Below are 26,748 nucleotides of genomic sequence, written 5' to 3' on the forward strand. Positions count from 1 at the left end.
GTGATCCGCTATGATGACCCTGGTTACCGGAGAACGGCGTATTTTGAAGACACTCTTTGCGCAAGCCGTTAAACTCACTGCTCGGTCGCGGCGGATTGCGAGACCGGTCTCGCGGTGGCAGTCCTGGCTGCCTTGGGTCTTGATCTGCCCAGTCGCCTGTACCAGCGGCTGCGCGGGGGTTCTGACAGGTGACCGGGTCAGTGAGCCGGATGCGGTGGGCGCGTCCGCGGACTCGGCCAGACCGCCGCAGTGGCGTCCGGGGGAGCCTGCAGGCGACGCCGAAAGGCGCGCTCCCGGCGGGATTCTCTTCGATGACCCGCTGACGGCGCCGGTGCTGTTCAGTCAGGATCCGGAGCTGCTGCGGGCCGAGGTTGCAGCTGAGTGCCTGGCGGCAAGGGCGTTTTCCCAGCCTGATTCCCTGGATCCCTTAGTGACCGGTCTCTATTTGTCCAGGGTCGATCCCGCCGAAGGGACCGAAGCCCTGATTCGGGGCGATTGCGGTCCGGTCGCGGAGATCGTGAAGGCGATGGTCGCCAAGGGAGGGGAGGCTGTCCTGGACCCTGTGGTCGATCGCGCCCGTGTGCTCAGTCCTCCTCAAGCGAGACGGGTGATCGAGACCGCGGCAGCGGCTGGGCTCGACCGGCGTGCCACGGTCGGCGGCCTCAGGATCGGCCCGCCCCGGGTGACCGCGCGTCATGCCATGGCCTACTACCCGTCGGCCGGCCAGGATGTGCGGATCGAGACGGCGGATGCCCTCGATCGGCTCTATCGGCAAGCGGTTCCGGGGTATGGGATCTACACCTTCATCTTCGTCGGCGCCGGCTTGGACCGCCTTGCCGAATCGGATCAGGCGCGGCATCGCGAGCTCTTTCGCCTGGTGGAGACCTATGCCGCGGTGGGAGGATCCGCGGAAGGCAATCCGCGACGCGATGCCCATACCTTTGTCATCCCAATCGATTCGGAGCGGACCGACGAACCCCTCTTCCGCCAGATCGCCACGGACCTGTCCGATCAGATGCGGGCGCTATTCGTCGAGGATCTGCGTCTGCGGGGCCAATCGACCCTGGCGGACCGCATGGAGAGCGGCGCCGGCCCGTTCTTGGTCGCCGGTTTCGAGCCTGACCTCTTGCCCGGGGGATCGCACGCAGCCAGGCTTGTGGCGGATCTCTCGGGGATCGGCGTCGAGCATCTCTATCCCATTGTCGACGCATTCGATCGCAGCGTCCCAGCGGAGCTCAGCGGTCGGCTCGAGAGTCTGGTGGCCGTCCGGGACCGACTGCAGGGTGTTCTGCCGAGCCGTCTTGGCGACCCGGAGAGCGGGGCGGCTGCGCGGGGCGACTGGGTGTTCCTGCTCGGGCCCGACAGTCGGTCGGTTGGGGCCTTTGCCGGGATCCAACCGATGCTTTCCAAGGGCGTCGTCGCGCGGAGCGACCGCTCGGGTATCTAACTGGCCGGGGGCCGAAGCGAGCAGACTGGGGGCATGAACATCATTCCAACCGGACTCGGCAGCCTGATCCGCTTCCTCATCGGGATCTTTCTGCTCCAAGGTGTGACCGGCCTCTTGGTCTATACGGCCCTGAGGACGGACTGGAACGCGACCTGGCCACTCTTCGTTCTACTCGCATTCTCGATCGGGACCCTGGTCGCCTTCTGGTTCAACACCATCGTCGCGGCCGACCGGCATCGCACCGTCTCCCGGGTCAGCGAGCGCTTCTCGAAGGAGCGCGAGAAGATCCGTGTCAAGGCCGAGCAGCTGCGCGCCAAGGTCGGGCGCGACAATGCGAGACTGCAGGCCAAGGTCCGAGGCCGTGGTGCCATGGGCGCCAACCTGAAGACGGGGGTCGTCGTGGGCGGGGCGGTGGGTCTCGGTGTGGCGATGATGCTCGCCCAGTTTGTGACCCTCGGGTTGCTGACCCTGACGACGGCGGGGGGCGCGGCGCTCGGATACACGGCGCGCGTGCGTCAGGAAAAGCGGATCGCAGCAAAGCGCCTCGCCGATGAGGAGCGCATGCTGATGATGGTGGAGGCCGACCCGCCCCGACGTCGGCTGCCGGGTCGTCAGGCGCGCCGTGCCGATATCGATTGAGTCACAGGACTGGGTGCGACCCTGCTGTTCGAGGCACCTACCCCCAGGCCTTGGTTGGCCATTCCCCCTGCCGACATGAGGAGCATCGCATGGGCGAGATGACGAGCTACATGCCCGGCACCTTCTGCTGGGTCGACTTGGCGACGAACGCACCGGAGGAGGCCAAGCGCTTCTACGGCCAGATCTTCGGCTGGACGGCCGAGGACATTGCCACCGACTACGAGGTCCCATACACGATCCTGAGGCGGCAAGGAAAACAGGTCGCGGGACTCTATCAGATGGCCCCCGAGCAGGGTGCCTTTCCCTATTGGGCCAGCTATGTTCGGGTGGCGAATGCGGACAGCAGCGCCGATCGGGCGCTCGAGCTCGGTGGGCGGCTGGTCATGCCGGCGGTCGACGTGATGCAGCTCGGGCGCATGGTCTTCGTTCAGGACCCGACTGGCGCCGTGGTCGGTCTCTGGGAGCCGCGCGCGCACTTCGGCGCCGAGCTCGACAATACCTACGGTGCGCGGAGCTGGGGCGAGCTGCAGACCCGGGATACCGTCAAGGCTGCTGATTTCTATAAGGGTCTCTTCGGATGGACCTCCCGCACCAGCAAGAGCTTGATGGAGGGGCGTTACTCCCTCTTCGAGCTCGACGGGAAGGAGGTCGGAGGGATGATCGAGCTGGGCCCGGAATGGGGCTCGATGCCGGCGAATTGGTCGATCTATTTCGGCGTCGAGGATTGCGATGGCGTCCTCGCCGCAGTCAAGCGCCTGGGTGGAACCATCGTGATGGACGCCAGGGAGATTGACACGGTCGGTCGATTCGCCTTTCTCGGCGATCCCCAGGGCGCCATCTTCGCCGTGATCCAGTTTGCCCACCGGGTCTGAATGCCCGGATGCTGCAGGGGACGTGTTGCCGCCAGCGTCGTGGGGCGCGTCTTGTCCCCCCCCCACAAGGCTCCGCGATGAGGCCTGTCGGGTGGATAAGCGCAGTGCTTCCAACTCCAGGCTTCGGCGCACCGGTCCTATAGCCGGTCGCGCAGATCCCGGACCGAGAACCCGCATTGCGTCCCCTCGAGCCTCCTGGACAGGCCCAGGACCTTGAATCGCTCGCCCATCGCGGACGGCAGAAGCAGTTGCTTGGCCCCGAGGGCGAGGTCGACGGTATCGGGTGAGTCGGCGAGGAAGCGGTCGATTCCGCAGCCGACCAGAAAATGCGCCTGGGTGGTGAAACCGGCCAGATCGAGCCGGGCGGCTGCGCCGGCCTCGGCAACCGCTGTGAAATCGACGTGTGCGGTGATGTCTTGCAGTCCGATCTCGCGATAGGGGTCGTCGCGGGACTGGTGGCGAAGATGACACATGAGGGTTCCCATCGTCCGATCCGGCTGGTAGTAGGTCCGGCGCGTGTAGCCGTAGTCGATCAGGAGGACGAGGCCGGCATCGAGCGACGCCCCGAGCGCATCCAGCCAGGGGCCGAGACGCAGATTGATCTCCGAGCGATACCCGGCGGTCCTGGCGAGTCCCTCGGCGTGCAAGGCGGCGACGGCTTCGGCCAGTCCAGGCGAGCGTACGGGTGCGACGACCTCGGTCAGGGCGCCGCCGCGCTCGGCGACGAACAGCTCCCCGACTGATCCGTGCTCGCCGCTGCGGAAGCGGTGGATCGGCATGGCGTCGAGTACCTCGTTGGCGAGGACCAGGCCCCGCAGTCCGGTTGGCAGCTTGGTCAGCCAGTCGCAGCGCGGTGCCAGATGCGGGATCCGCTCGAGGATCAGCGCCCGTTGCCGGGATTGGAGATCCGGGCTGAGCTCCAGGATCCTGTACCGCTGCGGCAGGACCCCCAATTGCTCCAACGTCTCAAGCACCTGGACCGCGAGCGCACCGGTGCCGGCACCGAGCTCGAGCAGATCACCACCGCCAGTCTGCTGCAGAACCTCGGCACATTGGACGGCGAGACAGCGGCCGAACAGGGGCGAGATCTCGGGGGCGGTGACGAAATCGCCTTCCGCCCCAAGCTTCACCGCACCGGCCATGTAGTAGCCGAGGCCAGGCGCGTAGAGCGCCAGATCCATGAAGCGGTCGAACGGCAGCAGACCCCCGGCGGCATGGATCTCGGCACGGATCCGCTCGACGAGCTGGGCGCTGATCCTGGCCCGGATTTCGGTCCCGTCGTCCTCGACGACAGCCGTCGGGTCGGTGCGATGCTGCTGGTTGTCCATCGAGTGCCTCGGTGCTGCTTTGGCGCGATCCGCCACTATATACGCAACCAAGGACAAGCGGCGGCCCCGCCGGCACCTGAGGCTCATAAGGATGGCGAGCACGCGTCCGTGGCTCCCCGCGCGGCGGAGGCTGCGGCGGCCAGGCATCAAGGTCGGGAGAAACGCAAAATGAGTCACGACAAGCGGGTGGCGCTGCACCGCGGCGCCTCATCCAGCTCTCCATATCCGGTCAGCCGGCTGGCCCCGGCCTTCGACTCCGGCGAGCTCGCGGCCGAGGTTGCGAAGGCCGAGGCGATGCTGAGCGCCCGCACAGGGGCCAAGCTCCGGGTCATCGCCGACCAGATCAGGCTTCTGCAGCAAGAGGCCCGTAAGGTCTTGGCAGAGGCCCGAGAAGAGCAGGCGCTGACGCAGGCGCGCTGTGCCTTCAGGCGGATCCCCGGCCACACCTACCATCTGTATCGCAAGGCGGACGGCGCGCCCTTCTTCTCGATGCTCGCGCCGGAGGAGTGGGGCGGTGCCTCGCCCGATGAGTTCCTGGGCTCTTACCGACTGGAGTCGGATTATTCCTGGACACCCGCCCAGCGCGCCGATCAGCCGGATGACACCAGCGAGCTGGTGAGCCAGCTGCTGCGCATCGGCGGCCTGTCCACGTGAGCGCGGCGTCGACCTGCGGCCCCGCCGTCGAGGCCGCGCGAGGGGCACTCAGCCGCCCGTATGGAGCTTGAGGCGAGGCTGTCCGCTTCGCACCTCGACGCTGGTCGGAGCGGCGGTAGCCCGTCCTCGGCGTCGTTCCGCCTTGTGCATCAGCTAGGAACCGTCCCCATGAAGCTGCTCGTGCTCATCATTGCCGCATTGGTCCTGCTTGCCATCGGGGCGCTGGCTGTCTTCGTCTTCGTGATCCAGAATGTCGAGACGCCGGACTATGTCACTGTGGAACGGGACGGCGCGTTCGAGATCCGAGACTATCCTTCACTTGTCGTTGCCGAGGCGATTGGGTCCGGCTCGCGGCGCGAGGCCCTCAGCGCCGGGTTCGGCATGCTGGCACGTTACATCTTTGCCAGGGAACGCGGCGGCGGGAAGATTGCCATGACCGCCCCGGTGATTCAGCAGCGCTCCGAGTCGATCGCGATGACGGCCCCGGTCACCCAGTCGCGTGCGCCGGATGGCGAGTGGGTGGTGCGTTTCATCCTGCCGGCCGAATACGGGCTGGGCCAGCTTCCCGCGCCGGTAAACCCCGATGTCAGGCTGAAGGAGATGTCGGCCCAGCGTCGCGCGGCGGTTCGCTTCAGCGGATCGACCAAGGACGCGGCGCTGGCCGAGCGGGAGGCCGCTCTGCGGGATTGGATGGTGGCCCGCGGCCTCGATGCGGCTGGCCCCGCGGTCTACGCCTATTACAACGACCCGTTCACGCCCGGATTTCTGCGGCGTAACGAGGTGCTCATCGACATCGCGGTCCAGGTGACCGAAGCGAAGACTCCGCCCGATTAAGCTCGACGGTGGGCCTGGTGACCCGCTCGGATGCGCGTCGCACCCCGGATGCTCGCGGTGATGCCGGTGGACTTGGATGCGGCGAGGCGCGGCAGTGTGCTCGCGATCCCCAGATCGATGGGGAGTCGCACTCAAGCCTAAGGTCCGTGCCGGCATGGATGCAGACCGGGAATCCGCGACAGGGCGGCCGACTCAACCCGGCGTGCGGTCGCCGCGCTCGATCACGACCCCGACGTCCACCCCCTCGCCGATCGCACCGGGCTTGCTCAGACTGAGCCGGACCCAGCGGATGCCGAAGTCATCCATGAGGATGGCCGCGCACCGCTCGGCTAGGGTCTCCACGAGCTCGAAACGGCTCTCCGAGACAAACCGGGTCAGTCGGCGCGTGATGACCTCGTAGTCCAAGGCGTCCTCGATTCGATCCGTCGCGGCGCCGCGCGCGACGTCGCTGCGCATCTCGAGGTCCAGGTCGATCGGGCGCCGGATCCGCTTCTCCCAGTCGTGGATGCCGATCGTGGTCTCGATCCGCAGGCCGCGGATGAAAACGATGTCCATTGTTCAGGTCCTATGCCCCAACCCGCTGTTTCAGCGGCACGCCGCCACCATTACGCACCAGCTTGACCTCTATTGGCATCCCATGTCCAATTGTGCGCCATGATCACCGCATCGCTCCTCATCGCAGGCGCCTACCTGCTCGGTTCGGTCTCCAGCGCCATCATCGTCTGCCGCCTGATGGGTCTTCCAGATCCGCGCACGCAGGGGTCCAACAACCCCGGTGCCACCAATGTGCTGCGTATCGGCGGGAAAAGAGCCGCGGCCATTACACTCCTCGGGGACAGCCTCAAGGGCCTGATCCCGATGGTCGCCGGTCACCTGCTCGACGCCGCTCCCGCCGTCCTGGCCGGCATCGGTCTGGCCGCCTTCATCGGTCATCTCTATCCTGTCTTCTTCGGATTCCGCGGTGGCAAGGGTGTGGCCACAGCCTTGGGCGTCCAGATCGGGCTTTACTGGCCGATCGGACTCTCCGTTGCTGCCATCTGGCTGTTTACGGCCAAGGTGCTGAAGATCTCCTCGTTGTCCGCGCTCGTTTCCATGGCGTTGGCGCCCCTGATCGTCTCGGTCTTCTGGCCCGAGAAGCTGCTGATCGGGATGCAGCTGATCATCACGGGCCTGCTCTTCTGGCGACACCGCAGCAATATCCGCAACCTGGTCAGCGGAACCGAGGATCGACTGACCGACCGGCCGCAATAGGACGCAGGGCCCGCGGTGGCCCATGCCGGGGCACCGGCCTGCGGGACAGCTCGACCGAGCCCTGGCTCAGGCCAGGATCCGTGTTGTCGCGCCCTGATGCGGCTCGTCCGGCGGGCGGAACCAGCTCAGTTTCTCACGCAGCTTGACGACCTCGCCGACGATGATGAGGGTCGGCGGCTCGGGCGGGTCGGCCTCGACGAGATCGAGGATGGTCGACAGGGTGCCGGAATAGACCCGTTGCCTGTGCGTGGTGCCCTGCTGGATCAAGGCGACCGGCATCGTGTGCGAGACCCCATGCGCGATCAGCCGGTCGACGATAATGGGGAGGCCCGCCAGGCCCATGTAAAAGACCACAGTCTGATTCGGCTGGGCGAGTGCCGGCCAGTTGAGATTCATGGTGCCGTCCTTTAGATGGCCGGTCACGAAGGTCACGGACTGGGCATAGTCGCGGTGGGTGAGCGGGATGCCGGTGTAGCTGGCGCATCCCGCAGCCGCGGTGATCCCGGGAACGACCTGAAAGGGGACGCCCTCGGCGGCAAGGGTATCGATCTCCTCGCCGCCGCGCCCGAAGATGAAGGGGTCGCCGCCCTTGAGGCGGAGCACGCGGTGACCGTCTTTGGCGAGATCGGCGAGCAGGCGGTTGATCTCCTCCTGCCTCATCGCATGGTGATTGCGCTGTTTGCCGACGTAGATGCGCCGTGCGTCGCGGCGGGTCATCTCGAGGATCGGCTCGGCGACCAAGCGGTCGTAGACCACGACGTCGGCCTGCTGCATGAGCCTCAAGGCGCGAAAGGTGAGCAGGTCCGGGTCACCGGGACCTGCGCCGACGAGATAGACCTCGCCCGTATCGGATTCAAGCGCATCGGGCGCAAGCTCCTGCTCGATCACTGCCTCGGCCTCCGCAAACTGGCCGGCAAAGATGCGCTCGGCGACCGCGCCCTCGAGCACCCGATCCCAGAACCTCCGGCGTTCGCGCTGTTCCTCGAAGCGCTCCTTGACCCGATCGCGATAGCGGGCGCAGAGCTCGGCGAGCCTCCCATAGCCGGCCGGGATCAGTGATTCGAGCCGGGTTCGGAGGAGCCGGGCGAGAACCGGTGACGCCTTTCCGGTCGAGACGGCGACCACCACGGGCGAACGGTCGACGACGGAGGGGAGCAGAAAGGTGCAGGCCTCCGGGTCGTCGACGACGTTGACAGGGACGTCGTGCTGGCCGGCAAGCTCGGCAATACGGCGGTTGACGCCGCGGTCGTCGGTCGCGGCGATCACCAGTCTGTTGCCGGGGATATCGCTCGGCTCGAAGCGCCGGGGGAGGTGACGAATCTCACCGCGCTCGGCCTTGCGCGCCAGAGCGTCCACGAGATCCGGAGCGACGACGGTGACCGCCGCGGCGGCGCGAAGCAGGCTGTTGATCTTGCGTGCCGATGTCGCTCCGCCGCCGACGACGAGGCAGGGTTTACCTCGCATGTCTTGGAAGATGGGAAGGAAGTCCATGGTCATATCGGGGTTGTGGTTCGGCCCGGGTCGTTGAGTTGGCTGTCAAAACACCTTAATATACTTAAATACTTAGGTTGGTGGTAGGATGGTGATGTGATCAATGAGATTGATTCCGAATCTCTGCACGAACGGATTGCGAGCGGCGAGGGGGTCCTGCTCGTGGACATTCGGACCCCGGCCGAGATCGCGCAGGGGGCGATCCCCGATGCGCTCCAACTGCCGATGCACCTGATCCCGGTGCGTATGAATGAGTTGCCGAAGGACCGGGACCTGGTCCTCTACTGCCGCAGCGGCGCCCGTTCGTACCAAGCGTGTGCCTATATGATGCAGCAAGGGTACGACCGGGTCCTGAACCTGCGTGGGGGGATCATCGCCTGGGCGCGCCACGGTTACCCGATCGCTTGACCATTTCGGCGCTCAACCCGCCCGGCGCGGCATCTCGAGGCCCTGGTGGGGTGATGGCTCAGGGAAGCGCTGAAACAGTCATCGCTTCCCGCGCGGGGCAGGAAGCCGCGACATTTGCAGTGGGTCAAGCCGCTGAAAATGAAGGAGAGCGGAAGCTGCGTTTTCGCTCTCCGCGCCGTTCCTTGGCCAGGATGGCCAGTAAGTCAGCGTTTCCTTCGGGGCTTCGCGCCGATCGCAGCACCTTGCCTTTTCCGCCTTTTTCGCCTATAAAACCGAGTTCTCGTGTCTACTGATATTCTAAAACAGCTCTCGCGAGGAGGTGCTCCATGGCAGACTTTGATCAAGAACTCGACGCCAGCGGCCTGAACTGTCCGCTCCCGATCCTACGTGCGAAAAAGACGCTCAACGCGATGGATTCCGGTCAAGTGCTGCACGTCGTGGCCACGGATCCCGGGTCGGTCAAGGATTTCGACGCCTTCGCCAAGCAGACAGGCAATGAGCTCATGGAGTCGAAGGAAGAGGGCGGGAAATTTCATTTCCTGATCAAGAAATCCTGACAGGTCAGACCCTTCCCGCCAAACCGAACCAAACCGCGAGCCTTTGATTCGCGAGGAGGATCCGATGGAAGACAAGAAACTCGCCATTATAGCGACCAAAGGCTCTCTCGATTGGGCCTACCCGCCCTTCATACTGGCGTCGACCGCATCGGCGCTGGGCTACGAGACCCAGATCTTTTTCACCTTCTACGGGCTCCAGCTTCTCAAGAAGAAGCTGGCCCTCGAGGTTACCCCGCTCGGTAACCCCGGGATGCCAATGCCCATGGGAATGGACAAGTGGTTTCCGGTTCTCGGCCTCGCCTTGCCCGGCATGCAAGGCATGATGACGGCGATGATGAAGAAGAAGATGAAGGACAAGGGCGTTGCCAGCGTCGAAGAGCTGAGAGAGCTCTGCCAGGAGGCCGAGGTCAAGCTGATCGCCTGTCAAATGACGGTTGACCTTTTCGACATGGACCACTCTGAGTTCATCGAAGGTGTCGAGTACGCAGGTGCCGCCGCCTTTTTCGAGTTCGCTGGCGAGAGCGACATCTGTCTCTACATCTGAGATGCCTCAGACATCGATCGAGCGGCTGTCTGTGTGAGCGATCATCTGATCGGTCGGTCCGAAACGCCGCCGATCCGGCGGCGTTTCTGTTTCGGCGCCTTGTGGGGCGGCACTGTCTGGTTCGGTGATGATTTTTGGTGGCAGGATGGCCACTCGATCGACTTTGCCTTAGTGGCTTCTGGGGAGACGCTGCTCAAATGCCATCCTCGCATTCGATCAGCTCGCGACTCGAAAGTGCGATTTCAGAACCGCTCCATTTTCAGTCGCTTAGGGCGCTCGAAAATGCCGGGCTGTTCGTGGGCTAGAAAACCTTGACCACCTCGATCCCGAGCAGGTGTGCATCCATCGCATACTTGCCCTGGATCGCGTCGGTCCCGTTGATGTCTCTCCCGCCGAGATAGGGTCTGTCGCCCCGGTAATGGCGGTCCTTCCCTTTGACATACATGTAACCGGCCTCGACCGAGAGGCCGGCGCCCAATCCCTGCGCGAGGCCGACGCTGAAAAGATGGCGGTCGCTGTCCGGGACCCGGGCGCTGAAATGGGCATTGTCCTGTCCTGTCTCGTCGTAAGAATAACCGACACGCAATTGGGTCGCGGACCGCAGCTGGTAGGTTGCACCGATCCGGTATGCGCTGCTGTCACGCCAGTCGTTCGTATCCGTGAAGATCGTCTCGCCTGTGCGCTTGCCCTTGACCACCAGTTTGTCGAATGCGCTCCAGCCGGTACGTGTCCAGTCGAGCTCGATCGCCAGCGCGTCCGTGATCAGACGGCGAATGCCGAGCTGCAGGCGCCAGGGCAGGTCGAAGCTCACCTCGGCATCCTGCGCCGGCGGAATGGCGCCGATCGCGACCAGCGTCCGGCTCAGTGGCCTGTAATCGCCCTCGACGCCGATGGTCGCGCCAGAGCGAAACGCGGCACCGAAGCTCCAGTCCCCATAGCGGTAAAGGGCGCTCAGGTTGAAGCCCAGATCGGTCCCGTCGCCTCGCAGCTGCCCGGCGGTCGAGTCGAGCTGAGCCCGCTTCAGCCAGTAGATGTCCAGTCCGCCGGACAGACTGAGGTTGTCGCTGACCCGATAGACGACGCTGGGCGAGAGGTCGATGACCTCCAATTTGCTCGCCGTGGGGTGGCCGCGCGGGACGTTCGGGTCGAGCGGGGGCGGCACGGGGAAGGGAAGCCGGACGGTGTTGCTCAAATCCGGAAAGGTCCCGTCCTGCCAGCGGGTCTCCAGCCCGAAGGGAGCGGTCACGCCCAGCCCGATCCGCCACCGGTCGTCCACGCGCACGGCGGCCTGAACCATGGGGCTGGCGAGCCAGTCCGCGCCCTGGCTCTCGTGGCTGCCCGTTGCGGTCTCCACGGTGAAGCTCGGACCGATCATGAGCGCGCCGACGGCGCCGCTGGATGTCTCGTGAAAACCCATCGCGGCCGGGTTATAGGGAAAGGCCCCGATGTTGTCCGGGTTGGCGACCACCGCGTTTGCCAGTCCGATGCCGGCGCTGGAGGCCTCGGGGAGGGAGAAGCCCGCCGCCCGCACTGGGCTGACCGTTGTGAGTGCGCCGGCTGCCACGAGGCCGGCGATCGCGGCCGTGATCTTCTGCTGGTTCATTAAACGGCTCCTTGTCGGTGCATGGAATCATGCCTTTTTGTAAGGAAACTGTATGCGACGCGGCCGCCTGAATCCAGGGTTCGTGACCGTAAGATGTCCGCCCGCCGGGACCGGGAGGGGGTGCCCCCGCGTCTTGCAGCGCAGCGTCAGCAAAGCCCTTGAGATTACAGTGGAACTATCCGTGCGGCAGGCGATTGTGGTATAAGCCAAATTTATTCGTTCGTTGTCATCGGCGCAGTCCCCCCAGGATGGCAGATCGCAGACTCCAGGTATTTCATGCGGTTGCTCGGCTGCTGAGCTTCACCAAAGCCGCCGAGGTGCTGCACATGACCCAGCCGGCGGTGACCTTTCAGGTCCGTCAACTGGAGGAATACTTCAACACGCGTCTGTTCGATCGGACCCACAACCGGATCAGCCTGACGGACGCGGGCAAGACGGTCTTCCAGTCGGCCGATCGGATCTTCGAGCTCTATGCGGAAATGGAAAACGCCGTGCGCGAGATCACAGGCGAGATCAGCGGCGCGTTGGCGATCGGGGCGAGCACGACCATCGCTGAGTACATGTTGCCAACCCTGCTCGGTGATTTCAAAGAGCGCTATCCGGACGTCACGGTCCATCTGAAGGTCTCTAACAGCGAGGGTATCGTCTCGATGGTGGAGAACAACACCATTGACCTTGGCGTGGTCGAGGCGCCGGTCGGCAACAAGAACCTGGTCGTCGAGCACTGCAAGCGAGATCAACTCTACGCAATCGTGCCGCCGGGCCATCCCCTGGCAGGCGAGAACCGCGTCACGTTCGAGCGGCTTCTGGAATACCCCTTTATTTGCAGGGAGGAGGGTTCAGGGACGCGCGAGGTGATCAACGATTACCTGCATCTCCAGCAGGACGGCCATTCGGTCCTTAAGGTGGCAATGGAGCTGGGCAGCCCCGAGGCCGTGAAAGGGGCCGTCGAGGCCGGCATGGGTGTGTCCGTCGTTTCAGGGGCCACCATTCAGAAGGAGTTGAAGTTGGGCACACTTGTGGCCCTCAACCTGGATCCGCCGCTTGATCGGCCGTTCTCCTTTGTCCATCAGAAACAGAAGTTCCGCCTGCGGGTGATGGAAGAGCTGCTGGAGTTTGCCCGCGCCTATTGTCGCGAGCACTAGCGAGACGGCCCCGCCCACGATGTCCCCTTGGAGTGACCATTGCCGCGGGCCGTTCTATGGGATGGCGGCGCCCGGCGCCGCAGGTCCTCACCCCGGCTGCGTTGGAGCGGGCTCCGGGGTGGGACGTGTTTAGTCGGGTGCCGGGTTCCGATGCCGAGCGCCGGCTGGTTCGGGCGTTTCGTGCGCTCGCACCGGCGGACCGGGAGACGCTTCTCGCCTTCGCCGCGTTCCTAGTGAAGCGTGACAATGTGAAGGCGCAACGTGAGGAGCCGCCTGATCCGGTACCCTTGCCGCGTCCCGGCGAGGAGACCGTGGTCGCGGCGATCAGACGCTTGTCCAAGAGCTACGCCATGCTCGACCGCGGAGCCATGCTGAATGAGACCTCTGCACTCATGTCCGCGCATGTGTTGCATGGGCGCTCAGCCCGCGAGGTGATCGACGACTTGGAGGCCCTGTTCGCCCGGTACTACCAGGATTACCGCACCAAGCACCAATCGGATGGTGAATCCCGAACCTCATGAACATCGTCGCCAACTGGTTTCGGCGTTATTTCTCCGATCCCCAGATCATCCTCCTGGCACTGCTGCTGCTCATCCTGTTCGCCGTGGTCATCACCATGGGGAGCATGCTGACTCCGGTGCTCGCCAGCGTCATCATCGCCTATCTCCTCGAGGGACTGGTCTCGCAGCTCCAGCGGGCCGGTTTGCCGCGCCTGGCGAGCGTCCTGTTGGTCTACCTGGCCTTCCTGTTGTTCGTCGCCCTGGTGCTGCTCGGAGTGATGCCGATGGTCTCCCGCCAGGTCACCGAGCTGGTGCAGCAGCTTCCATCCATGATCTCGGTAGCCACCAACTCACTCCTGGAGCTTCCTGGGCATTATCCGGATCTGGTGACCGAGGCGCAGGTCGCTGAGTTGATCGACATGCTCCGCGTCGAGACCGTCTCGTTCGGCCAGCGCGTCCTATCCTGGTCCCTCGCCAGCGTGGTTGGGATCATCACCATCCTCGTGTATCTCATCCTCATGCCATTACTCGTGTTTTTTTTCATGAAAGACAAGGAGCTGATCCTGGATTGGTTTCGCCGGTATCTTCCCAAGCACCGCCCGATCGTGAACGACATCTGGAGAGACGTCGACCGTCAGATCTCCAATTACGTGCGCGGAAAGGCCTGGGAGATCCTGATCGTCTGGGCGGTGAGCTATGCCACCTTCTATTCCTTCGGGCTCAAGTACTCGATGCTCTTGTCTTTGTTGGTCGGTCTTTCGGTGATCGTTCCTTACATTGGGGCCGCCGTGGTCACGTTGCCGGTCCTTCTGGTCGCCTGGTTCCAATGGGGCTGGGCACCGACCTTCATCTGGCTCGGCGTGGCGTATTTCGTGATCCAGGCGCTGGACGGTAATGTGCTGGTTCCGTTACTCTTTTCTGAAGTGGTCAACCTCCACCCGGTCGCCATTATCGTGGCAATCCTTGTGTTCGGGGGGGTCTGGGGGTTCTGGGGGGTCTTCTTCGCGATCCCGCTCGCGACCCTCGTCCAGGCGATCTTGACGGCGTGGCCGATCCCGCCCGAGGAGCCGGGATGTGTCTCCCCCTGAATCCGGACGCCCGCACCGGGCGGGTGATCGGCATGAATACGGGGATCTGCAGTTCCTCTGGGGGCTTCGCCGGAATCGGTTTCGCCGTTCCGGTCGACACCTCTCAGGCCGGGGGGCAGGTCAGGCCGGAGCCAGGGTAGTCCAGCGAGTCTATCGCAAGGGGGAGGTGATCGAGGTCCGGCTGTTGCTAGGCTGCAGTCCCGGGCAACCTGTGTCAGGAACCGGGCAGGCAACCCGGCCACCCGCCGTCGAGGCCGCTTCTGGCCTCGCCCTTCGGGAGCCCCCAAACCCGTCAGCGCGGAACAGGGCCGCCGTCAGACCGCGAACGTTGATTGTCAACAGGCCCTAGTAGTCCGTCAATCCTCGATTGACAGACTACTAGCTCAAACCGCAGATCCCCCCCGGGCAGCAGGCTCCGGTCGAGCAAGCCGGGGCGGCCCCGCTGCCGAGGCTCGAGACCAGGTTCCCGCCGGTCGCAAGTCGGTGAACCGGCGCGCTCGGCGGGGTGTCGCCGGGCTCGAGGCCGGCTCGCTCGCAAAGCTCCCCCCAGCTCGTGAGGTTTTCGCTCATGCGGTGATTCACTTCGACTACGCGGTCGTTCGTATCGCAGCGGTAATCATAGGTCGGCATCGTCGTTCTCCGAAGAATATCGATGAATGCTTATGGACAGCATTATAGGCCTGGTGCGCTTTCAGGCAAGCCCCACCGGCGTTGCCGTGCCTCGTTGATCTGTCAACTGGTTGGTGGCTGATGCAGATGCCGGCATGGGTGACGGTCTCAATCCTCCATGGCCCGCCGCGCACGGTTGCGGAAGACCTGCATCTCCTTCGCGGCCTGGATGTCGCCCTTCGCCTCCGCGACCGCGATGCCGTTCTCGAAGGCCTTCATCGCCTCGGCATGTCGTCCGGCCGCCGAGAGCGCCTTGCCGAAGAGTTTCCAGGCGGCCGAGTAGCCGGGGTCGAGACGCACGGCCTCGGCGAGGTGGACCAGTGCCTGTCGGTGATCGCCGGCCTTGAGTTGCTCCGCGCCGAGGCTATAGCGCAAGAGGGCGGAGTCTTGACCGCGTTTCAACATGGCCTGCAGGTTATCGATGATGCCCATTGCGCTTGATCCGTGGTTGGATGGAGGGTGGTGTGCCTGCGACCTCCACCCCGCGTCAGCGTTGCCAGAATGCCGGTGTGAGGAGGACCAGGAGCGTGAAGATCTCGAGCCGCCCGAGGAGCATTGCCACGCAGAGGATCCATTTCGCAGGATCGTAAAGGTGTGCATAGTGGGGGCCGACTTGGGCCAGTCCCGGGCCGAGATTGTTGATGCATGCCGCGACCGCGGAAAACGAGGTCAGGAGGTCGAGCCCGGTGGCCGCAAGCAACAGGTACATCGCCACAAAGCTCGCGACATAGAGGGAGAAAAATCCCCATACGGCGTCGACCACGCGGTGGTTGACGCTCTTTCCGCCGATGCGAACGGGTATCTGTGCGTTGGGGTGAATCAGCCGCTCGATCTCGCGGATGCCTTGCTTGATCAGGAGCAGGAAGCGGATGACCTTGATCCCGCCGCCGGTCGAGCCAGCGCAGGCGCCGACAAAACTGGCAAACAACAACAGGATCTCGATGAAAGGTGGCCAGAAATAGAATTCCGCGGTCGTGAAGCCGGCCGTGGTCCCGATCGATACCGCCTGAAACAGCCCATTCGTGAACGCATCGTCCCAGGTGATGTAGGTGTCGCTATAGAACAGGGCAAGCGTCGTCATGGCGGTCACAGCGGCCATGATGAGGAGGAAGAAACGCAGCTCGCTGTCGCGCCAATAGACGCCTAGATCCTGTCGTCGAAACGCGACGAAATGAAGCGCGAAGCTCATGGCTGCCATGAGCATGAAGACGACGGCGATCATTTCGATCAAGGTGCCATCGAAATAACCCATACTGGCGTCGTGGGTCGAGAAGCCACCGATGGCGACGGTGGAAAAGGCGTGGCCCACCGCATCGAACAGGCTCATGCCGGCGGCCCAATAGGCGAGCGCACAGGCGACCGTGATCCAGGCGTAGATGTACCAGAGCGCCTTTGCCGTCTCGGTGATCCGGGGTGTAAGCTTGGTATCCTTCATCGGCCCTGGCATCTCGGCGCGGTAGAGCTGCATTCCGCCGATCCCGAGCATCGGGAGGACCGCGACCGCAAGTACGATGATGCCCATGCCGCCTAGCCACTGGAGCTGTTGGCGGTAGAAGAGAATCGCCTTGGGCAGGTAATCGAGTCCGACGATCACTGTCGCGCCGGTGGTGGTGAGTCCGGACATGGACTCGAAGATTGCATCCGTTACCGAGAGGTTGGGCTCCTCGGCGAGCAGGAAGGGTAAAGAACCGGCCAGGCCGAGGCCGGTCCAAAATAGGACGACGACCATGAACCCGTCCCTGATCCGCAGCTCCTGCCGGACCCGCATGACGGGAAGGAAGGTCACCAGGCCGATGCCGAGGATGAGCAGGAATGCGGCGAGAAACGGCCAGACCTCGTCGTCTTGGTAGATCAGCCCGACCACGACCGGCGGGAGCATCGAAAAGCTGAAGATCGTCAGCAGGAGTCCGAGGATCTTCTGGACTGCGAATAGCTTCATCTCGCACCCGGACGGATCGTCAAGCAATCGATAGCCGCCGGGATCAGCATCCCGAATGAACGACACCAGACGATGAATCTAGCCGTATCCCTTGTTGCAATTTCCCTGCTGCTGCTGCTCGGCCTCGCCGTCGCCGGTCTACTCCTTTCCGGCTCTGACAGCCGCTCCGCCAACGACGATGATCCGCCATCCCGTTGAGCCAACGTCGGCTTTCCCGCCGACCGACCCGGCTAGACGGCCCCGGCATCCGCGGGCCGTGATTGCAGCACCAACCCGCGGCCTGCTGCTTTGCCTGGCCCTCGGCGTGGCCGGATGCACTCACGCGCCTGGCCAGCCGCGCGTAGCGGGCTTCGAGGTCGAGATCCCCGAGCCCATCAGGATCCCGCCAGGATCCGCCCATGCCAGCTTTCGGGGCGGCCGACAGGTTGCCGGAGTTAGTCTGCTGGAGCCCTTTTGCGAGTTGGAGATCGCCACGGTCTCCGATGCGGGCCAGATGAGCAGCTCCGGGAATTTCCGGGTCGTGTCTAGTCGTTACACCCTGCTCAAAGATCCGATCACGCGCGTTCCCGCCCTGATGGCGGGGTTCGGCTGCTCCGACACCCTGTTCCAGGAGTCCGTGTGGCGGCTGCGGAGCGACCCCGGGTCAAACGTGCGATCGCTGCGTTGTATCGCCCCGTACTTTGATTGCCGCCTTGGTCCACCTCTCACCCTTCCCCAGTCGCAGCAGGTCATCGGGCCGCAGATGAGGATCCGGGCCATCGCCGGCGCCGCGTCCTGATTGCGGTCGGGGGCGAGCTCAACGCCGCGCCGTACAGTCGCCATGGTGGCAGTGGATGCGCAGCGATCGCCCATCGAGGCAGTCGACGCGATGGCGCTCCCAATCCGCGCCGGATGCCTCGAGCACGGCCCCCGTCGGCGTCAGCGCACAAGCGCGACTCTCCGCGTAGCGCTCCGCATAATAGGCCCAGACACCGATCGGGCCCCTTTGAGTCGGATCGCCGACTGAGCCGACGGACCCCACGAGGGTCGCTTCCTCCGGCTCGCCCGGATCCCGGCGGTGCTGGCGATCCCAGTTGCTTCGGAGTGAGGCCAACGCGTTCGTCAGGTTCTCGCGGTAGCGCTCGGTGACGTCCGTGCTCAACTCCTCTCCGGTCGCCGAGACCTCGACCTCGCGGCCGCGCAGAAGCACCCTCACGCCGGCGGGTTCTTCCGTGAACCACGCTGAGACGCGGATCAGTCGTCGCGGATCGCCCTCCTCGAGGACTTGCTCGAATTCCGCCACCTCCGCCGCCGCAAGCACGGCCCATCCACGCTCGGATGCCGAGTCGACGGCGAAGCGTCGGGCTTCATCGACGGTGGCATAGAACAAGAGCGCGCTCGGTCCGGTTATCGGGGCGGCGAGGCTGAGCTTCACGAGGAAGACCCCGGTGACCAGGGTCGCGAGCTTCCGCCCGGCACCGCCACGCCTCATTCGCGATCCGGCGCCTCTCCGCCGGGTGGCGGATGAGCGGGTCCTCGCTCCGATCCCGCCGTCATCTGGCACAAACGGCGTGGTCAGGCCGAGCGCGACCGTTGACCCCGGTCACAGCAGACCCCGACATTCACCATTGTCACACTGGACGAGGACTGCGTCCGTGCCCTTGCAGGGCACCTTGTGGATCTCTCCGTCGCTTCGCGAATCGATGAGGATCGAGCCCTGGGACGCCACGTTGCAGCCGCGCAGACGCGCATACTGCTCTGCATAGTACGCCCAGCGCACCGACTCCGACGCCGGGTACAGCGCCACCATGTTCTCGCTGCTGGGCAGTGGCAGGGGCGCGGCGGGCGGCTCCGGAGCCGGTTCCGGGATCACCATCGGTTGCACCGTTGCTACAGTCGGCAGGCCGCTCAAGACGGGGCTGGCGTCGACGACTGGGGCCGGCGTGACCCCGCTGCGCCTGGGCTCAGGCGCAGGCGGCCGCAGTCGGGTATCGGCGACGCGGGTGGGGACCGGCTGCTCAACGGGTCCCGGCGCAGACCGAGGTGCTGGAGGCTCTGGCGCGCTTGGGGCTGGTGCCTGGTCGGGCTCGATCACTGCCGCGGCGGCCTCGTTGGTCCAACCCGCTGGGTGACGTTGGCTGACGTCGCTCGCTGCATCGCCTCGGGCGAAGGAGTCCTGACTCTGTGCCTCGCTGTCGCGCTCGGCCAGTGCGCCGCCGCCGAGCGGCGGTGCGGCCTGTGCGAGCCGGGCGCGGTTCTGAGACCATGAGTCGTGGAGCGACCGGAGGGACTCGTTCAGCGAAGCGCGAAAGGTCTCGGTCACGTCGGTGCGCATCGGCCTTCCGGCGCGCGCGGCCTGCGAGACGACCGCCGCGTCCAGGGCAACCTTGACGCCACCCCGATCGCTCAGGAAGTAGGAGGTGACCTCAACCGGCGAGCCGGGTGCGATCCCGGATGCCGCGAGGTCACGCGCCGCCGATGAGCCCGAATCGAGTGATCGTTGAACAACCAAACGGTCTTCGGTCGACTCCACGATGGTCCAGGACCGGCTCCGTGCCGCCCCCATGGCGAGTGCCTTGACCTCGGAACGGGTGGCCCCGGGGAACGCCATCTGCGGGCGATCCCCAACCGACCAGCTGCCCGGCCGCATGTCCGAGCCGGAGGCGCTCGGCGCACCGGCGCAACCGGCCATCATGCCGCCGAGGGTCGCGAGACAGCAGACACTAACGATGAAACGCATCTTCACACCCAGTCCTCGAGATCAATCCGTGGATACCCGGCGGACGCCGACCGTCCCAGGTCCCGCCAAGCGTGCCATACCTTAGGTCAGGATCCTAGCGGGGATGGCGCGATTCAGGGCCCGCGACCCCATGCGCCAGGCCTACGGGAACGGATCGTGCGCCCCGGCGCGGTGCCGTTGAACCGAATGCAAAGGTTGGCAGGGCGCCTGCCGCTGATCCATGCGCGTCGTTGAGTTGGAGCCGGTGCGCGGATTCGAACCGCGGACCTACGCATTACGAATGCGTTGCTCTACCGACTGAGCTACACCGGCAACCAAGCTCTTAAGTATAGGTGGAGAAACCGCCGGCCTCAACCGGGAGCTGATGCGGTTTCTGTCCGTGTCTGCGAGGCGGCATTTCGAGCTGTTATACTGCAAAATTGAGCCGTATTGACGCATGAAGCCGATGGCCGTGAACCCTGCCGAACGATCCCTGGTCGCCTTTACCCGCGTGGAAGCGCGCGCCGCCGCCGGTCTGGCCGCGATCTTCTCAACGCGAATGCTGGGTCTCTTCATGGTCCTGCCGGTCTTCGCTCTGTACGCCCATGAGTTAGAGGGCGCGACGCCCATCCTGGTCGGGCTGGCGATCGGCGCCTATGGCCTGACCCAGGCGCTCTTCCAGATCCCTTTGGGTCTGCTGTCGGATCGCGTCGGGCGTAAGCCCGTCATCTATGCCGGACTTGTGCTGTTTGCGATCGGGAGTATCGTCGCGGCCTTGGCCGATCGGATCGAGCTCGTGATCCTGGGGCGGGTGATCCAGGGCAGCGGCGCCATCGCGGCGGCGACCATTGCCCTGACCGCCGATCTCACTCGGGATGTCGTGCGGACCCGGGCCATGGCCGCCATCGGCATCAGCGTCGCCTTGTCGTTTGCGGCCGCGCTCGTCATCGGGCCGCCGTTGGCGCGCTGGGTCGGGATATCCGGGATCTTCTGGTTAACTGCGGTCCTGGCGGTCGCGGGGATCCTGGTACTGACCTATGTCGTGCCTGAACCCGTGCGCTCGAGTGTGCACCGAGAGGCGCAGCCGGTGATGGACCAGTTTGCCGGCGTGCTCACCAACCGAACGTTGCTGCGACTCGACCTCGGCATCTTTCTTCTGCACCTCACCATGGTCAGCCTCTTCGTGGTGCTGCCGCTCTCCATCGAGTCGGCAGGACTGGCGGCCGAGGACCACTGGCTGCTTTATCTGCCCGTGGTGCTGCTCGCCATCGTCGCCATGGTCCCCTTCATCATCCTCGCCGAGCGTGGGGGCAAGGTAAAGAGCGTCTTGCTCGGCTCGGTCATCGCCATGGGCTCGGCGATGTTGGGCTTCTATCGCTTCAACCAGTCGGTCTGGGTCCTGGGGCTGCTGTTGCTCGTGATGTTCACGGCCTTCAACCTGATGGAGGCCATTCTGCCGTCCCTGGTCTCGAAGGCCGCGCGTCCCGGGGCCAAAGGAACGGCCATGGGGGTCTTCTCGAGCTCCCAGTTCGTTGGTGCGTTTCTGGGTGGGCTGCTTGGGGGCATGGCGCACCAGAGCTTCGGTGCGGACGCAGTCTACCTGGTCGGCGCTGCGACCGCGTTGGTGTGGGTCGGCCTCGCCGCGGGCATGGCGATGCCCGCGAATCTGACCGCGCACGTCCTGTCGCTCGACGCGCTTCCAGCTGGCCCGGGTGACGGTCTGGAGGCGCGTCTGCTCGCCATACCGGGCGTCGAGGACGCGGTGGTCGCGCTCGATGAGGGCGTCGCCTATCTGAAGGTGGACAGTCGCAGATTGGATTGGGCAAAATTGCAGGAATTCACTGCGGTTTCGGCGTAGCCTGGATGACGCGTCAGCGGAATCCGGGGCTGGCTCGCGGCGTAGGATCGGTCAGACGCATCTGCGGCAGCCTGGTTTCTGCTGACGCTCCATCCGGCCTCCGGGGCGCCCGACTGCCATCCTTGGCGTCTCGGCACTCGAGCACGTCGCTGCGACCATCGCGGCGGCGGTTATCCGAATCATGACGATGAGGCCCACCGTCAGGCGCTGGGCAGGAGGAAGAGATGGCGACGCGCGGCGTCAACAAGGTGATTCTGATCGGCAACCTGGGCGCCGATCCGGACGTTCGCTACATGCCGAGCGGGGATGCGGTCGCGAATGTCCGGGTCGCGACCAGCGAGGCTTGGAAGGACCGCAGCACGGGCGAGATGCAGGAGCGCACCGAGTGGCACCAGGTGGTGTTCTTTGGGAAGCTTGCGGAGATCGTCAAGCAGTATCTGCACAAAGGCTCCAAGATCTACGTCGAAGGAAAGTTGCGCACCCGTAAGTGGCAAGGCCAGGATGGACAGGATCGCTACACCACCGAGGTGGTGGTGGACATGAACGGCACGATGCAGATGCTCGATGGCCGTTCCGGCGGCGGCAGTGGCTCCTCGGTCCCCTTTGACGAAGCGCCTTCCGGACAAGCCTATGGCGGCGGGTCGTCTCGAGGACCAACGCCTGCGCCGGCGACCTCCGGTGGAAGCGGCGGTCACGGCACCGCCGATTTCGATGACGACATCCCTTTCTGAATAGCCGGGAGCAAGCTGCGCGTGTCCACACTCCTCGTCACCGGCGGCGCCGGTTTTATCGGCGGTAACTTCGTCCATTTCATCCTCGATTCCACCGACGCGCGTGTCGTCAACCTGGATCTCCTGACCTATGCCGGCAATCTGGATACCCTGGCCGGACTCAAGGGCGACCCTCGCCACGTGTTCGTGCAGGGTGATATCGCAGATCGGGGACTGGTGAGTCGCCTATTGGACGAGTATGACGTCGATGCGGTGGTGAACTTCGCGGCGGAGAGTCATGTGGACCGCTCGATCGACGGTCCGGCCCAATTCGTTCAGACCAATGTCGTCGGGACCTTCAATCTTCTGGACTGCGCCCGTGCGCATTGGGCCAGGCGCAGCGGCGCGGCCAGGGATGCATTCCGCTTTCTGCACGTCTCCACGGACGAGGTCTACGGCTCGTTAGGGCCGACCGGACGATTCACCGAGTCGACCCCTTATGCCCCCAACTCACCCTATTCGGCTTCCAAGGCCGCTTCCGATCATCTGGTCCGGGCATGGTTTCACACCTACGGCTTGCCTGTCCTCACCACCAATTGCTCGAATAATTACGGCCCATATCAGTTTCCCGAGAAATTGATCCCGCTGATGATCCTGAAGGCCCTGCGCGGCGAACCGCTACCGATCTACGGCGATGGCGGGAATGTGCGCGACTGGTTGTTCGTGATCGACCACTGCAGGGCGATCCTGCGCGTGCTCGAAGCGGGAACACCGGGTGAGGTCTATAACGTCGGCGGCGACAGCGAGAAGACCAACCTCGAGGTCGTGGATACCCTGTGCGCGATCCTGGACGAGCGACTACCGGAATCGCCCCATCGTCCCCACGCCGGCCTCCGGACCTTTGTCGCCGATCGTCCCGGGCACGATCGCCGCTACGCCATCGATGCCGGCAAGCTCAAGCGCGAGCTGGGCTGGGCACCGGAGGAGACCTTCGAGTCGGGGTTACGGCGGACGATCGGCTGGTATCTTGACAACCCCGCCTGGTGTCGCCGGGTGACCGACGGAAGCTACCTCGGTGAGCGTCTCGGCGCCGCCGGACCCTGAAAAAGGCTACTCATATGGATCGGAAAGGCATCATCCTCGCCGGAGGCTCCGGCACCCGGCTCTATCCTTTGACTCGGGCCCTCAGCAAGCAGCTGTTGCCGGTCTACGACAAGCCGATGATCTACTACCCGCTCTCGACACTGATGTTGGCGGGGATTCGCGAGATCCTGATCATCTCCACTCCGCATGACCTGCCCATGTTTCGGTCATTGCTTGGAGATGGATCCCAATGGGGAATCGCATTAGATTACGCCGAGCAGCCGTACCCCGGGGGGCTGGCGCAAGCCTTCCTGATCGGCAAGGGGTTTCTGGGTGACTCCCCCTCTTGCTTGATTCTGGGAGACAACATCTTCTACGGCCACGGCCTGGTCGATCAACTGAAGGCGGCGGGTGCGCGGGAAAGCGGTGCGACCGTCTTCGGCTACTATGTCTCGGATCCCGGGCGCTATGGCGTAGCCGAGATCGACGCAGCGGGAAGCGTGCTGAGCCTTGAGGAGAAGCCACGTCTGCCTAAGTCCAACTGGGCGGTGACTGGGATTTATTTTTACGACCGGAAGGCATGTGAGCTGGCCGAGGGGCTGCGCCCGTCGTCTCGCGGTGAGCTGGAGATCACGGATCTCAATCTGCGTTATCTCGAGCGAGGCGAGCTCTCCGTGAGCCGCATCGGTCGCGGAACCGCCTGGCTCGACACGGGTACTCACGAGTCACTGATGCAGGCCGGACAGTTCATCGAGACCATCGAACGTCGCCAAGGGCTCAAGATCTGCTGCCCGGAAGAGGTGGCCTACTTCAACGGATGGATCGACGACGACCAGCTCCGGGCCATGGGCGAGGAGCTGAAGAAGAGCGGCTATGGTGATTATCTGCTCAGCCTGTTGCGGCGGGGCTCCCTGTGAAGGTTTCGGAGACGGCCATTCCGGGTGTCCTCATCCTCGAGCCCAAGGTATGGGGCGACGAGCGGGGGTTTTTCTTGGAGACCTATCGCGCTGACCGCTATGCCGATCTCGGGATCTCGATGCCGATGGTGCAGGACAATCTGTCGCTCTCTCGCAAAGGGGTCCTGCGCGGGCTGCATGTACAGCACCCGCGCGCCCAGGGGAAGCTGGTGCAGGTCCTGACCGGGGAGGTCTTCGATGTGGCGGTGGACATCCGCCTCGGCTCTCCGACCTTCGGGCGCTGGGTGGGTGCAATCCTGTCGGGAGAGAACCGACATCAGCTCTGGATCCCGCCGGGTTTCGCGCACGGGTTTCTGGTGACCGGCGAGTCCGCTCTCTTCACCTATAAGACAACAGACTACTACAGCCCAGATACGGAATTCAGCCTGCGCTGGGATGATCCGGACATTGGGATCGACTGGCCGCTCGAAGGCGCGCCTGAGCTCTCCCCGAAAGACGCGGCGGCGGCATGTTTGAACGACATACCGCCCGAGCGGCTCCCTGGCCACGAGGATTACACATGACCAGCAAGCTCGCGCTCACTGATCGGCCTCGTATCCTGTTGATCGGTGCCAATGGCCAGGTCGGCTGGGAGCTGCGGCGCACACTCGCCGTGGTCGGCGACGTCGTCGCGGCCTCGCTCGAAGGCGAGTATGGTCCAGCGATCGACCTCTTGGCCCCGGGATCCTTGGCGACACTGGTTCAGGATGCCGATCCTGATGCGGTCGTGAACGCCGCAGCCTATACGGCTGTGGATAAGGCAGAGACGGACAAGAAGGCCGCCCAGCGCATCAACGCCGATGCCGTCGGCGAGCTTGGCGCCTTGCTCGCCGACCGGGCGACTCCAATCATCCACTATTCCACCGATTTCGTCTTTGACGGGACACTCGATCGTCCCTACCGGGAGGACGACCCCACGGGTCCGCTCAACGTCTATGGTCAAACCAAGCTCGGGGGCGAGCAAGCGCTTGTTCGCTCAGGTGCACCGGCACTGATCTTCCGGACCAGTTGGGTGTATGGCGCACGAGGCGCCAATTTCCTGCTGACCATGCTGCGCCTGTTCAAAGAGCGCGATGAGCTGCGCGTCGTCGATGACCAGATCGGCTCGCCCACCTGGAGCCGCATGCTCGCAGAGGCGACCGCGCTGGTCCTCTACCGGGTCCTCCGTGGCGAGCTCGACCTGGAGCGGGTCGGCGGTCTCTATCATCTCACCGGCTCAGGCCAGGTCAGCTGGTATGGCTTTGCAAGCGCGATTTTGGAGGCAACCGGGTTTGAGGCGAACCTGATCCCGATCCCGACCTCGGAATACCCCGCGCCAACGCGCCGCCCGCTGTACACGGTGTTGGACAACAGCCGTTTTCGGGAGACCTTCGGGCTTGCGATGCCGGACTGGCGCCTCTCGTTGGCTCAGTGTCTCGAGGAGCTGAAGTAGGCGCCTAGGGCGTTGCGCCCGCCCGGCGCCGCGAGGCGCCACCTGGGGCCTTTCTCGGATTGAAGAGCCACGGCAGAAGGTCGGCGTAGCGGGATGCGAAGTGCACCGTCAGCCCCGTGCGGACGTGCTCCGGCACCTCATCGAAGTCGCCCCGATTGTCCTCGGGTAGGATGATCTCCCGGATCCGGGCGCGCCGCGCCGCAATCAGCTTTTCGCGGATGCCGCCGACCGGGAAGACCTCTCCCGTCAGTGTGATCTCGCCCGTCATGGCGATCCGGCGAACGGGCGCGTTCAGCGCCAGCGAAAGCAGCGCCGAGGTGATGGTCACCCCGGCGGATGGGCCGTCCTTTGGGGTTGCACCGGCCGGGACGTGGACATGAACGAACGCGTTCTCGAAGAAGGCGGGATCGGCCCCGAGCTCGACCGCATGACTGACCAGATAGCCATAGGCGATCTCGGCCGACTCCTTCATCACGTCGCCGAGCTGCCCGGTCAGCTTGAACCCACGCGAGAAACTATGCGTGCGGGCCGCCTCGATCGAAAGGGTCGCCCCCCCCATCGCGGTCCAGGCCAGACCGGTCACCACCCCGGGACCGGAGAGCTTGCGCTCGTCACGGAAGACCGGACTCCCAAGATAGTCTCTGAGGTCGGCCTCGGTGATCCCGATGGGGGTCCCTTCGCCTTCCAGCATGCGAACGGCGACTTTCCTGACGATCTTCCCGAGCTGCTTTTCCAGTCGCCGGACGCCGGCATCCCGCGCATAGCCGTCGATGAGCGCCCGCATGGTCTTGGTATCGAGTCTGATCGCACCTTTGCTCAGGCCGGCCCGCTCGATTTGGCGAGGAAGCAGATACCTCTTAGCGATCTGCAGCTTCTCCTCGGCGATATATCCGGAGAGCTGGATGACCTCCATGCGGTCGAGCAGAGGACCCGGGATGGTGTCGAGCTGGTTCGCCGTGCAGACGAAGAGCACCTTCGAAAGATCGAAGCGCAGGTCGAGATAATGGTCGAGAAAGCCGGTATTCTGCTCGGGGTCGAGGAC

The 26,748-nt window shown here is 64.5% G+C and carries 30 protein-coding genes and 1 tRNA gene; 20 read left to right on the forward strand and 11 right to left on the reverse strand.

Annotated features, from left to right (window positions below):
* The first annotated feature begins 331 nt into the window (after positions 1-331).
* The 3 genes from LJE61_RS03895 to LJE61_RS03905 all read left to right on the forward strand — a co-directional run bounded on the left by LJE61_RS03895 (position 332) and on the right by LJE61_RS03905 (position 2,958).
* Positions 332-1,447 (forward strand): hypothetical protein, encoded by a 1,116-nt coding sequence (locus LJE61_RS03895; RefSeq protein ID WP_296917510.1) that lies wholly within the window; start codon positions 332-334, stop codon positions 1,445-1,447.
* 33 nt (positions 1,448-1,480) lie between these two features.
* Positions 1,481-2,086, forward strand: coding sequence for a hypothetical protein (locus LJE61_RS03900; protein ID WP_296910499.1), 606 nt, complete (start codon positions 1,481-1,483; stop codon positions 2,084-2,086).
* Between the two features lie 89 nt (positions 2,087-2,175).
* Positions 2,176-2,958 carry a VOC family protein gene (locus LJE61_RS03905; RefSeq protein WP_296910501.1) on the forward strand — a complete coding sequence of 261 codons (783 nt, stop codon included), beginning with the start codon at positions 2,176-2,178 and terminating at the stop codon, positions 2,956-2,958.
* 137 nt (positions 2,959-3,095) lie between these two features.
* Here LJE61_RS03905 and LJE61_RS03910 read toward each other — a convergent pair whose 3' ends face one another.
* On the reverse strand, positions 3,096-4,286 hold the full coding sequence (locus LJE61_RS03910) for a class I SAM-dependent methyltransferase (protein WP_296910502.1): 1,191 nt from the start codon (positions 4,284-4,286) through the stop codon (positions 3,096-3,098).
* A gap of 168 nt (positions 4,287-4,454) precedes the next feature.
* Between LJE61_RS03910 and LJE61_RS03915 the strand changes: the two genes are divergently transcribed.
* Both LJE61_RS03915 and LJE61_RS03920 read left to right on the forward strand, forming a co-directional pair.
* A complete protein-coding gene (locus LJE61_RS03915; protein ID WP_296910504.1) occupies positions 4,455-4,940 on the forward strand; it encodes a DUF2452 domain-containing protein in 486 nt (161 codons plus the stop codon).
* Between the two features lie 168 nt (positions 4,941-5,108).
* A complete protein-coding gene (locus LJE61_RS03920; RefSeq protein WP_296910506.1) occupies positions 5,109-5,774 on the forward strand; it encodes an SOUL family heme-binding protein in 666 nt (221 codons plus the stop codon).
* A 192-nt stretch (positions 5,775-5,966) separates the two neighbouring features.
* Here LJE61_RS03920 and LJE61_RS03925 read toward each other — a convergent pair whose 3' ends face one another.
* Complete coding sequence (locus LJE61_RS03925) at positions 5,967-6,329, reverse strand: dihydroneopterin aldolase (RefSeq protein ID WP_296910508.1); 363 nt, start codon at positions 6,327-6,329, stop codon at positions 5,967-5,969.
* Between the two features lie 99 nt (positions 6,330-6,428).
* Here LJE61_RS03925 and plsY point away from each other — a divergent pair, with 99 nt between their 5' ends.
* A complete protein-coding gene (gene plsY / locus LJE61_RS03930) occupies positions 6,429-7,025 on the forward strand; it encodes a glycerol-3-phosphate 1-O-acyltransferase PlsY (RefSeq protein WP_296910510.1) in 597 nt (198 codons plus the stop codon).
* Between the two features lie 66 nt (positions 7,026-7,091).
* On the opposite strand, the gene cysG is transcribed toward plsY, so the two are convergent.
* Complete coding sequence (gene cysG / locus LJE61_RS03935; protein ID WP_296910513.1) at positions 7,092-8,516, reverse strand: siroheme synthase CysG; 1,425 nt, start codon at positions 8,514-8,516, stop codon at positions 7,092-7,094.
* A gap of 96 nt (positions 8,517-8,612) precedes the next feature.
* Here cysG and LJE61_RS03940 point away from each other — a divergent pair, with 96 nt between their 5' ends.
* From LJE61_RS03940 to dsrE2, 3 genes are all read left to right on the forward strand, one after another.
* Entirely contained in the window at positions 8,613-8,924 is a 312-nt protein-coding gene (locus tag LJE61_RS03940; protein WP_296910515.1) for a rhd_2599 family sulfurtransferase, read from the forward strand.
* Between the two features lie 326 nt (positions 8,925-9,250).
* Entirely contained in the window at positions 9,251-9,481 is a 231-nt protein-coding gene (locus LJE61_RS03945) for a sulfurtransferase TusA family protein (RefSeq protein ID WP_296910517.1), read from the forward strand.
* A 64-nt stretch (positions 9,482-9,545) separates the two neighbouring features.
* Positions 9,546-10,025 (forward strand): sulfur carrier protein DsrE2, encoded by a 480-nt coding sequence (dsrE2, locus tag LJE61_RS03950; protein ID WP_296910519.1) that lies wholly within the window; start codon positions 9,546-9,548, stop codon positions 10,023-10,025.
* Positions 10,026-10,326: 301 nt separating this feature from the next.
* Here the strand turns inward: dsrE2 and LJE61_RS03955 are convergent, their stop codons facing one another.
* Positions 10,327-11,628: an OmpP1/FadL family transporter gene (locus LJE61_RS03955; RefSeq protein ID WP_296910521.1), complete on the reverse strand. Its 1,302-nt coding sequence runs from the start codon at positions 11,626-11,628 to the stop codon at positions 10,327-10,329.
* Positions 11,629-11,876: 248 nt separating this feature from the next.
* Here LJE61_RS03955 and LJE61_RS03960 point away from each other — a divergent pair, with 248 nt between their 5' ends.
* The 4 genes from LJE61_RS03960 to LJE61_RS03975 are packed head-to-tail and all read left to right on the forward strand — an operon-like array spanning position 11,877 to position 14,501.
* A complete protein-coding gene (locus tag LJE61_RS03960) occupies positions 11,877-12,773 on the forward strand; it encodes a LysR family transcriptional regulator (RefSeq protein ID WP_296910524.1) in 897 nt (298 codons plus the stop codon).
* Positions 12,774-12,805: 32 nt separating this feature from the next.
* Entirely contained in the window at positions 12,806-13,294 is a 489-nt protein-coding gene (locus LJE61_RS03965; protein ID WP_367114904.1) for a hypothetical protein, read from the forward strand.
* Positions 13,291-14,361, forward strand: coding sequence for an AI-2E family transporter (locus LJE61_RS03970; protein ID WP_296910526.1), 1,071 nt, complete (start codon positions 13,291-13,293; stop codon positions 14,359-14,361). The genes LJE61_RS03965 and LJE61_RS03970 overlap by 4 nt, the downstream gene beginning before the upstream one ends.
* Complete coding sequence (locus tag LJE61_RS03975) at positions 14,346-14,501, forward strand: hypothetical protein (protein WP_296917519.1); 156 nt, start codon at positions 14,346-14,348, stop codon at positions 14,499-14,501. Before LJE61_RS03970 ends, LJE61_RS03975 begins: the two co-directional genes overlap by 16 nt.
* A 238-nt stretch (positions 14,502-14,739) precedes the next feature.
* On the opposite strand, the gene LJE61_RS03980 is transcribed toward LJE61_RS03975, so the two are convergent.
* The 3 genes from LJE61_RS03980 to LJE61_RS03990 all read right to left on the reverse strand — a co-directional run bounded on the left by LJE61_RS03980 (position 14,740) and on the right by LJE61_RS03990 (position 16,969).
* Positions 14,740-14,991, reverse strand: a complete 252-nt coding sequence (locus tag LJE61_RS03980; protein WP_296910528.1) for an FmdB family zinc ribbon protein — start codon at positions 14,989-14,991, stop codon at positions 14,740-14,742.
* A 147-nt stretch (positions 14,992-15,138) separates the two neighbouring features.
* Entirely contained in the window at positions 15,139-15,462 is a 324-nt protein-coding gene (locus LJE61_RS03985) for a tetratricopeptide repeat protein (RefSeq protein ID WP_296910530.1), read from the reverse strand.
* 55 nt (positions 15,463-15,517) lie between these two features.
* Positions 15,518-16,969, reverse strand: coding sequence for a TrkH family potassium uptake protein (locus LJE61_RS03990; protein ID WP_296910532.1), 1,452 nt, complete (start codon positions 16,967-16,969; stop codon positions 15,518-15,520).
* A 256-nt stretch (positions 16,970-17,225) separates the two neighbouring features.
* Between LJE61_RS03990 and LJE61_RS03995 the strand changes: the two genes are divergently transcribed.
* Positions 17,226-17,747 carry a hypothetical protein gene (locus tag LJE61_RS03995; RefSeq protein WP_296910534.1) on the forward strand — a complete coding sequence of 174 codons (522 nt, stop codon included), beginning with the start codon at positions 17,226-17,228 and terminating at the stop codon, positions 17,745-17,747.
* A gap of 18 nt (positions 17,748-17,765) precedes the next feature.
* Here LJE61_RS03995 and LJE61_RS04000 read toward each other — a convergent pair whose 3' ends face one another.
* The 3 genes from LJE61_RS04000 to LJE61_RS04010 form a co-directional block, all read right to left on the reverse strand.
* Positions 17,766-18,440 (reverse strand): hypothetical protein, encoded by a 675-nt coding sequence (locus LJE61_RS04000; RefSeq protein WP_296910536.1) that lies wholly within the window; start codon positions 18,438-18,440, stop codon positions 17,766-17,768.
* A 111-nt stretch (positions 18,441-18,551) separates the two neighbouring features.
* The gene (locus LJE61_RS04005; protein ID WP_296910539.1) at positions 18,552-19,688 is read right to left on the reverse strand and encodes a hypothetical protein; all 1,137 of its coding nucleotides are present in this window, start codon (positions 19,686-19,688) and stop codon (positions 18,552-18,554) included.
* A gap of 236 nt (positions 19,689-19,924) precedes the next feature.
* A tRNA-Thr gene (locus LJE61_RS04010) sits at positions 19,925-20,000 on the reverse strand.
* 133 nt (positions 20,001-20,133) lie between these two features.
* Here LJE61_RS04010 and LJE61_RS04015 point away from each other — a divergent pair.
* The 6 genes from LJE61_RS04015 to rfbD all read left to right on the forward strand — a co-directional run bounded on the left by LJE61_RS04015 (position 20,134) and on the right by rfbD (position 25,706).
* Positions 20,134-21,525: an MFS transporter gene (locus LJE61_RS04015; protein WP_296910560.1), complete on the forward strand. Its 1,392-nt coding sequence runs from the start codon at positions 20,134-20,136 to the stop codon at positions 21,523-21,525.
* A 224-nt stretch (positions 21,526-21,749) separates the two neighbouring features.
* The gene (gene ssb / locus LJE61_RS04020) at positions 21,750-22,256 is read left to right on the forward strand and encodes a single-stranded DNA-binding protein (RefSeq protein WP_296910541.1); all 507 of its coding nucleotides are present in this window, start codon (positions 21,750-21,752) and stop codon (positions 22,254-22,256) included.
* A 21-nt stretch (positions 22,257-22,277) separates the two neighbouring features.
* Positions 22,278-23,339: a dTDP-glucose 4,6-dehydratase gene (gene rfbB / locus LJE61_RS04025; RefSeq protein ID WP_296910543.1), complete on the forward strand. Its 1,062-nt coding sequence runs from the start codon at positions 22,278-22,280 to the stop codon at positions 23,337-23,339.
* A 14-nt stretch (positions 23,340-23,353) separates the two neighbouring features.
* Positions 23,354-24,235 carry a glucose-1-phosphate thymidylyltransferase RfbA gene (rfbA, locus tag LJE61_RS04030; protein ID WP_296910545.1) on the forward strand — a complete coding sequence of 294 codons (882 nt, stop codon included), beginning with the start codon at positions 23,354-23,356 and terminating at the stop codon, positions 24,233-24,235.
* A complete protein-coding gene (gene rfbC, locus LJE61_RS04035; protein ID WP_296910548.1) occupies positions 24,232-24,798 on the forward strand; it encodes a dTDP-4-dehydrorhamnose 3,5-epimerase in 567 nt (188 codons plus the stop codon). Before rfbA ends, rfbC begins: the two co-directional genes overlap by 4 nt.
* Entirely contained in the window at positions 24,795-25,706 is a 912-nt protein-coding gene (gene rfbD, locus LJE61_RS04040) for a dTDP-4-dehydrorhamnose reductase (protein WP_296917513.1), read from the forward strand. Before rfbC ends, rfbD begins: the two co-directional genes overlap by 4 nt.
* Before the next feature lie 4 nt (positions 25,707-25,710).
* Here the strand turns inward: rfbD and LJE61_RS04045 are convergent.
* Positions 25,711-26,748: S16 family serine protease (locus tag LJE61_RS04045; RefSeq protein ID WP_296910553.1), on the reverse strand; the 1,038-nt coding region annotated here is incomplete at its 5' end.

The sequence above is a fragment of the Thiocapsa sp. genome, from assembly GCF_022340925.1.
Lineage (GTDB): Bacteria > Pseudomonadota > Gammaproteobacteria > Chromatiales > Chromatiaceae > Thiocapsa.